This is a genomic window from Endozoicomonas acroporae, assembly GCF_002864045.1.
Lineage (GTDB): Bacteria > Pseudomonadota > Gammaproteobacteria > Pseudomonadales > Endozoicomonadaceae > Endozoicomonas > Endozoicomonas acroporae.
Genome location: NZ_PJPV01000093.1, coordinates 1 through 6,605, shown reverse-complemented (window position 1 = coordinate 6,605; position 6,605 = coordinate 1). Strand labels below are relative to the sequence as shown.

At 53.2% G+C, this 6,605-nt stretch carries 8 protein-coding genes; 4 read left to right on the top strand and 4 right to left on the bottom strand.

Going from position 1 to position 6,605, the window contains the following annotated elements:
* The coding region (locus CX664_RS26475; RefSeq protein WP_180966516.1) for a hypothetical protein at window positions 1–619 on the top strand (619 nt) is incomplete at its 5' end.
* A 373-nt stretch (window positions 620–992) separates the two neighbouring features.
* Here the strand turns inward: CX664_RS26475 and CX664_RS25780 are convergent.
* The gene (locus tag CX664_RS25780) at window positions 993–1,118 is read right to left on the bottom strand and encodes an RING finger protein (protein WP_180966515.1); all 126 of its coding nucleotides are present in this window, start codon (window positions 1,116–1,118) and stop codon (window positions 993–995) included.
* 298 nt (window positions 1,119–1,416) lie between these two features.
* On the opposite strand from CX664_RS25780, the gene CX664_RS15850 reads away from it, so the two are divergent.
* The 3 genes from CX664_RS15850 to CX664_RS15840 all read left to right on the top strand — a co-directional run bounded on the left by CX664_RS15850 (window position 1,417) and on the right by CX664_RS15840 (window position 5,369).
* The gene (locus CX664_RS15850; RefSeq protein ID WP_146000053.1) at window positions 1,417–3,423 is read left to right on the top strand and encodes a hypothetical protein; all 2,007 of its coding nucleotides are present in this window, start codon (window positions 1,417–1,419) and stop codon (window positions 3,421–3,423) included.
* Between the two features lie 245 nt (window positions 3,424–3,668).
* A complete protein-coding gene (locus CX664_RS15845) occupies window positions 3,669–4,646 on the top strand; it encodes a hypothetical protein (RefSeq protein ID WP_146000052.1) in 978 nt (325 codons plus the stop codon).
* A gap of 117 nt (window positions 4,647–4,763) precedes the next feature.
* Window positions 4,764–5,369, top strand: coding sequence for a hypothetical protein (locus CX664_RS15840; protein ID WP_101747686.1), 606 nt, complete (start codon window positions 4,764–4,766; stop codon window positions 5,367–5,369).
* 105 nt (window positions 5,370–5,474) lie between these two features.
* On the opposite strand, the gene nadS is transcribed toward CX664_RS15840, so the two are convergent.
* From nadS to CX664_RS28215, 3 genes are all read right to left on the bottom strand, one after another.
* A complete protein-coding gene (gene nadS, locus CX664_RS15835; RefSeq protein WP_101747685.1) occupies window positions 5,475–5,771 on the bottom strand; it encodes a NadS family protein in 297 nt (98 codons plus the stop codon).
* Window positions 5,764–6,084 (bottom strand): type II toxin-antitoxin system RelE/ParE family toxin, encoded by a 321-nt coding sequence (locus tag CX664_RS15830; protein WP_101747684.1) that lies wholly within the window; start codon window positions 6,082–6,084, stop codon window positions 5,764–5,766. The genes nadS and CX664_RS15830 overlap by 8 nt, the downstream gene beginning before the upstream one ends.
* 175 nt (window positions 6,085–6,259) lie before the next feature.
* The gene (locus CX664_RS28215; protein WP_101747683.1) at window positions 6,260–6,466 is read right to left on the bottom strand and encodes a Tn3 family transposase; all 207 of its coding nucleotides are present in this window, start codon (window positions 6,464–6,466) and stop codon (window positions 6,260–6,262) included.
* Between the last annotated feature and the right edge of the window lie 139 nt (window positions 6,467–6,605).

The following is a 6,605-nucleotide window of genomic DNA, read 5'->3' as shown; positions in this document are numbered from 1 at the left end:
TGGAGGAACGGTTGCCAACACCACGGCGGTGAACAGCTATGTCAATGGCACTCAAGAGAATTCTGGATCTATCTCCAATGATCAGCTTCTTTGCCAAAAAGCAGACCCACGTGTGTTAACAGCAGATTGCTCTTTGAGAACTGAATTTCTGGATGCGCTGAATGTTTCGTACAGTGATGCCTGCCCGGTAAATGCCGCTACAGCGACAACAGTCGCTACAGTGCCAACAGTCGCCACAAGGCGTCGGGCCGTGGTTGCCAATACTACGAAGGTGAACAGTTTTGCCAGGAGCACAGGTTACTCTTCAGGCGTGGTCAGGGAGCCATTACCGGCCACAACGGTGCCGACGGTAGCGAACTCCACCATAAACGTTTCCGACCTGACGGGGGCCACCATGACGCTGCCCACCACTGTGGCATCGTCGGCGGCTACCCTGAGTACCGGCGCAGTAGGCGGTATCGCCCTGGGGACTGCTGCCTTTGTTGTGGCAGGGGTGGTGTTAGGGAAGTACATTTATCGTCGTTATTGCTGCGGGTCATACGTTGTCGATCACCCGCAGGAGTTGGTGGCCATCAATACTGTGGGTCAGGCACAGAAGGCGCGCACTCAACCGGCGTAAAAGTCGTCAGGAAAGAGGCAAGAGAGAAACCTGCCGAAGTACAACGCTCTAGCCCGGATATTTCATAAACGTGCTCCCGCTCTCGCTTGTCCTTTGCCGCTCTAAGGGAGTTTTGTTCAGTCGACCGTACTCCCCGGTACGGCGCTCCCTCACAAAATCCCTTAGAGCGACAAAGTCCTACGCGAGATTCGGGGCAGTTTATGAAATATCCGGGCTAGAGGACCTGCTCCAGAGCCACCCGGGCTGCAACAACCGGCACTGGCGGAAAAACCACCCACACGGCCAAGGGACTCGTTCTTTGAAGAACTCAGGGGGTGATTCCCTGGCATGAACACAAATATGAAGATGTTGGCAAATATACAGATACTGGCATCTATGAAGAAGTTGACAAGTGCCGTCCATGCAGTGGTTGTTCATCAAGCCAGTTGGTAATGCACAGCAAGTGAAAACGGTGATGACAGGCGGTGGTGACCATCTCCCGTGGTCCTGACTTGCCCATACTGCTTTCATGGCAAATGCTGCATATTTTTGGGGCAGTGGCTATCGTGCTATCGATGGTTTTCATAGCATCAGAAGGTATTGAATCAGAAAATGAAGAGTCTGGGTAAAGGCAATAAATAAACTGAAAAGTTCCCGGGTACGAAATAAATAGAAGGTAATTATTACCTCAAGCCATATTCCCGGCTTTTTCCTGTGTTATAAGATTTTTGCCCATTGATCATTACCAATAATTCAAACGGTTCCTTTCATCGCCTGTGCCTTGTCTACCCTTGCCCTTATTTTGCGAGGGAATAACGTTGATATCCCAACCTACCGTTCAATCAACAGGCGCAGCCACTGCCTCGGGCTCCGTACCGGTTCAGCCAGGGGAGAAATGGGGCGTATGGGCAGGGGTGAAGGTCGCTTTCTGGGACGGTGTGATCCCGTTTTTGCAGTCCTGGCATCCTGATTATGTACCCCCCGGGGCGCAACCGGATAAAGGTCCGGCCTTCACTTTTGGCAGCCCCGGTGGGCAGGACAGTAGCTTTTTCGAGGGTGTTGAACTGGCTGCCCGCCTGGTGTCGCCTTATACGGTGCTGCCAGCGGAGATCGGCACGATGCTGGAGGGGTTTATTACGCTTTCCTCAGCGGCCCGGCTCAGGGATCTTTTTGGTGCGACTAAAGGTTCGCCACCAGGGCAGAGCCAGGCAGACAGCCCGGTGGATGGCTCGCCAACAAACGACAAAGGCAGGAAAAAAAAGAAACCGCAGCAAACACCACAACGCACCAGCCCACCGGCCACCGCCTCCGTCGGCATTGGCCAGCTACCGAAAGCCGCCGTGGCACTGGGTGCCCTGTCTGGCCTGACCGCTGCGGCGGCTTCACCCTCATCCGGCAATAAAACCGAAGTGTGGATTAAGGTGCCGAATGCTACAACCCTGGGCAAGATTGGCCGTGATCAGGACTATCCACTGGATGGCAAGTACTGGCAGACGGCGGATATTGATGGTAGCCAGCTAAACCAGTCCATTGGTAATAAGACCGATCCGTTTACCGGGGAGTACGATGGGCAGTGCCGTACCATCAGCAACCTGTCTGACTGTTTTGTTGGCGCTTTGAATGGCAGCATCCGTCACCTTCGCTTTATTGGTGCCAATATAAATTCCACGGAGGTGACTGGGTTAGCAGCCTGTGTTGTTGATGTTAATGGCACAGTCAGTGGTATCTGGGCCGAAAATGTTCATATTTTCACCTCGGGCGAGGATGCACACGCCGGCATCGGGGGTGGGAGGGTTGACAATGGAGGAACGGTTGCCAACACCATGGCGGTGGACAGCACGGTCGAAACCTCGGGTAGGAGTGCAGGTGCCGGCATCGGGGGGGGGATGGTTTACCTTGGAGGAACGGTTGCCAACACCACGGCGGTGAACAGCACGGTCAAAACCTCGGGTGACAATGCACCCGCCGGCATCGGAGTGGGGGGGGGTAAAGGAACGGTTACCAACACCACGGCGGTGAACAGCAGGGTCAAAACCTCGGATAGGAATGCACTCGCCAGTATCCGGGGGGGGGACAATAAAGAAACGGTTGCCAACACCACCACGGCGGTGAACAGCTATGTCAATGGCATTAAAAAGAATTTTGGATCTATCTCCAATTATCAGCTTCTTTGCCAAAAAGCAGACCCACGTGTGTTAACAGCCAATTGCTCTTCGAGAACTGAATTTCTGGATGCGCTGGATTTTTCGTACAGTAATGCTTGCCCGGTAAATGCCGCTACAATGACGCTGCCCACCACTGCGGCACCGCTGGCGGCTACCCTGAGTACCGGCGCAGTAGCCGGTATCGCCCTGGGGGCTGCGGCTTTTGTGGTGGCAGGGGTGGTGGCAGGGAGGTACATTTATCGTCATTATTACCGCGGGTCATCCCCCGCCGCTGCCGGTGACCCGCAGGAGTTGGTGGCCATCAATACTGTGGGTCAGGCACAGAAGGCGCGCACTCAACCGATGATAAAAGCCGTCAGGAAAGAGACAAGAGAGAAACCTGCCGTTGTACAACGCCCCAGTAGACCTCCTCCAGAGCCACCCAGACTGCAACAACCGGCACTACCGGAAAAACCACCCATAGGGCCAAGGGTCTTGTTCTTTGAAGGACTCAGTGAACAGGTGATTCCATGGCATGAACACAAATATGATGATGTTTGCGAAGATGAAAAATATGATGATGTTGGCGAATATGAAGATACTGGCATCTATGAAGATGTCGGCGTTTATGAAGATGCTGGCATCTATGAAGAAGTTGACACTGGCAAGCGCGCAAAATGAGAACCGGTCTACCGGCTTACTCTGCTGTCATTCTGTACAGGACCCATCCTACACGGATGTGGCCAGGCTCGTTGGCGGTTTGCTCTCCCTGCAAGGTGGGTTCCGTACAATCCCTGTACGGAATGACAGCGGAGTTTTCCTGCTTTATAAGATTCTTGCGTATTACCCATTACCAATAATTCAAACGGTTCCTTTCACCGCCTGAGCCTTGTCTACCCTTGCCCTTATTTTTTGAGGGAATAACTGTGATATCCCAACCTACCGCTCAGTCAACAGGCGCAGCCACTGCTTCGGGCTCCATACCGGTTCAGCCAGGGGAGAAATGGGGCGTATGGGCAGGGGTGAAGGTCGCTTTCTGGGACGGTGTGATCCCGTTTTTGCAGTCCTGGCATCCTGATTATGTACCCCCCGGGGCGCAACCGGATAAAGGTCCGGCCTTCACTTTTGGCAGCCCCGGTGGGCAGGACAGTAGCTTTTTCGAGGGTGTTGAATTGGCTGCCCGACTGGTGTCGCCTTATACGGTGCTGCCAGCGGAGATCGGCACGATGTTGCAGGGTTTTATCACGCTTTCCTCAGCGGCTCGGCTCAGGGATCTTTTTGGTGCGACTAAAGGTACGGCACCAGGGCAGAGCCAGGCAGATAGCCCGGTGGATGGCCCGCCAACAAACGACAAAGGCAGGAAAAAAAAGAAACCGCAGCAAACACCACAACGCACCAGCCCACCGGCCACCGCCTCCGTTGGCCTTGGCCAGCAACCAAAAGCCGCCGTGGCACTGGGTGCCCTGTCTGGCCTGAGCGCTGCGGCGGCTGCATCCCCATCCGGCAATAAAACCGAAGTGTGGATTAAGGTGCCGAATGCCACAACCCTGGGCATGATTGGCCGTAATACGGACTATCCAGTGAATGGCAAGTACCGGCAGATGGCGGATATTGATGGTAGCCAGCTAACCCGGCCCATTGGTAGTAAGACAGATCCGTTTACCGGGGAGTACGATGGGCAGTGCCGTATCATCAGCAACCTGTCTGACTGTTTTGTTGACACACTGAAAGGCAGCATCAGTCACCTTCGCTTAACTGGTGCCAATATAAATTCCACGGAGGTGGCTGGGTTAGCAGCCTGTGTTGTTGATGTTAATGGCACAGTCAGTGATATCTGGGCCGAAAATGTTCATATTTTCACCTCGGGCGAGAAAGCAGACGCCGGCATCGGGGGGCAGGGTTAATGGAACGGTTGCCAACACCACGGCGGTGAACAGCAGGGTCAATACCACGGGTTATGATGCAGGCGCCGACATCGGAGGGGGGCACGTTGTCGCTGGAGGGTTGGCAACACCACGGCGGTGAACAGCTATGTCAATGGCATTAAAGAGGGGAATTCTTCTATCTCCAATGATCAGCTTCTTTGCCAAAAAGCAGACCTACGTGTGTTAACAGCCAATTGCTCTTCGAGAACTGAATTTCTGGATGCGCTGGATGTTTCGTACAGTGATGCTTGCCCGGTAAATGCCGCTACAGCGACAACAGCCGCTGCAGTGCCAACAGACGCCACAAGGCGAGGGGTTGTGGTTGCCAATACTACGCAGGTGAACAGTTTTGCCAGGAGCACAGGTTACTCTTCAGGTGTGGCCAGGGAGCCATTACCGGCCACAACGGTGCCGACGGTAGCGAACACCACCATGGACTTGTCCGACCTGCCGGGGGCCACCATGACGCTGCCCACGGCGGCGGCACCACTGGCGGCTACCCTGAGTACCGGCGCAGTAGCAGGTATCGCCCTGGGGGCTGCTGCCTTTGCGGTGGCAGGCGTGGAGTTAGGGAGGTACATTTATCGTCGTTATTGCCACGGGTCATCCGCTGCCGATGACCCGCAGGAGTTGGTGGCCATCAATACTGTGGGTCAGGCAGCGAGTGCCCAACCGCCGATAAGAGGGGCGGCCGGCAAATAGGGTGGAATTCTCCACATACATTTGCAAGCTATTGAAATACAAGCAAAAGAATCCCTGTTTTGTTTTTAATATAACGCCCTAAATAAATAGTATTTTTATACTTACTCACTGGTGAAGTAAGGCCATAGCCTGGTTAGGGTCGTTGCGGAACATAATCAGTAATGATCTGGCCGGCCCGAGAGGTTTTCTCACTTTTTGCTCCCATCCCTGCACAGTCTTGATGCTCACTCCAATCAGAGCCGCAAACTTCTCCTGTGAGAGGTGTGTAGCCTTCCTGATAGCCGCAACATCAATTTCCTCATACTTGAACGACCGTGAAGGCTTTTTAATGCCTTTGTTAATGTCGATCGCTTCCTTGACGCTCTCCACCAATTCATCAAAGTTAAATTCATGGTCACTCATTGCAAAACTCCCTCGCTAGTTCTGACAGTACTTTTTTCTCGGCACTGGTTAAGTCTGTTTGCCGGCTTTTACTGTAGGCATACAGCATGTAGAAGATATCTTCACTGACTTGCCAGTAATAGATGGTTCGTACACCACCGCGCTTGCCAGAGTCACCCAACTTCCAGCGGAACTTACGCAGTCCTCCTGTTCCTTTGATAACGCTACCAATATCAGGCTGTGCAATCATAGCTTCCTGCATGGCACGATAATCATCGTCAGACATGAGCTGAGTGATAATTTTGGTAAATACACTGGCTTCTACAAATTCCATAGTTAATCCTACGTTGTAGTAATAAATATGCCACAACGTGGTATTTTTGCAAACTGTGACCCGTCAGAGCATCATGGAAAGGATCAGGTCATACTCCAGTTTGGACACGGGTATATCGTAGTCCGGCCGGTAGTCTCCAAAGCGGTTAATGTGCTTTCGCCAGTACGGGGACAGGTCAGCCAGTATATCTGGTTGTTATCTCCACCCCCTCACTGGCAATCTCCTTCAGCGCACGAGTCATATTTTGTACGTTATGAAGAATCGTCAGATTGGACACAAGCTGATTGTATTTAATGATCTTCTGTTGCTCATGTCGCAGGTTTTCAGCAATGACGCCATCGCCACCAAACATGAGCCATTTACCAAACCCGTCGTAAAGCATCGCCTAATCGGGCCGGGCCGCGCAGGCGGTGATATAAGACAGAAGCGCGTAGAGCGCTCCGCGGGGCGGCCATCCGCTTGAGTGTTTGTTCATTCCTTGCTAATTAATCATTAGGTAAACCCCCGGCTATGCCGGGGTG

What these genes read in the sequence shown, in the direction of transcription:
- CX664_RS25780 (WP_180966515.1), bottom strand. Translation starts at nt 1,118, where the DNA reads ATGGGCAAGTCAGGACCACGGGAGATGGTCACCACCGCCTGTCATCAC.
- nadS (WP_101747685.1), bottom strand. Translation starts at nt 5,771, where the DNA reads ATGAGTGACCATGAATTTAACTTTGATGAATTGGTGGAGAGCGTCAAG.
- CX664_RS15830 (WP_101747684.1), bottom strand. Translation starts at nt 6,084, where the DNA reads ATGGAATTTGTAGAAGCCAGTGTATTTACCAAAATTATCACTCAGCTC.
- CX664_RS28215 (WP_101747683.1), bottom strand. Translation starts at nt 6,466, where the DNA reads ATGCTTTACGACGGGTTTGGTAAATGGCTCATGTTTGGTGGCGATGGC.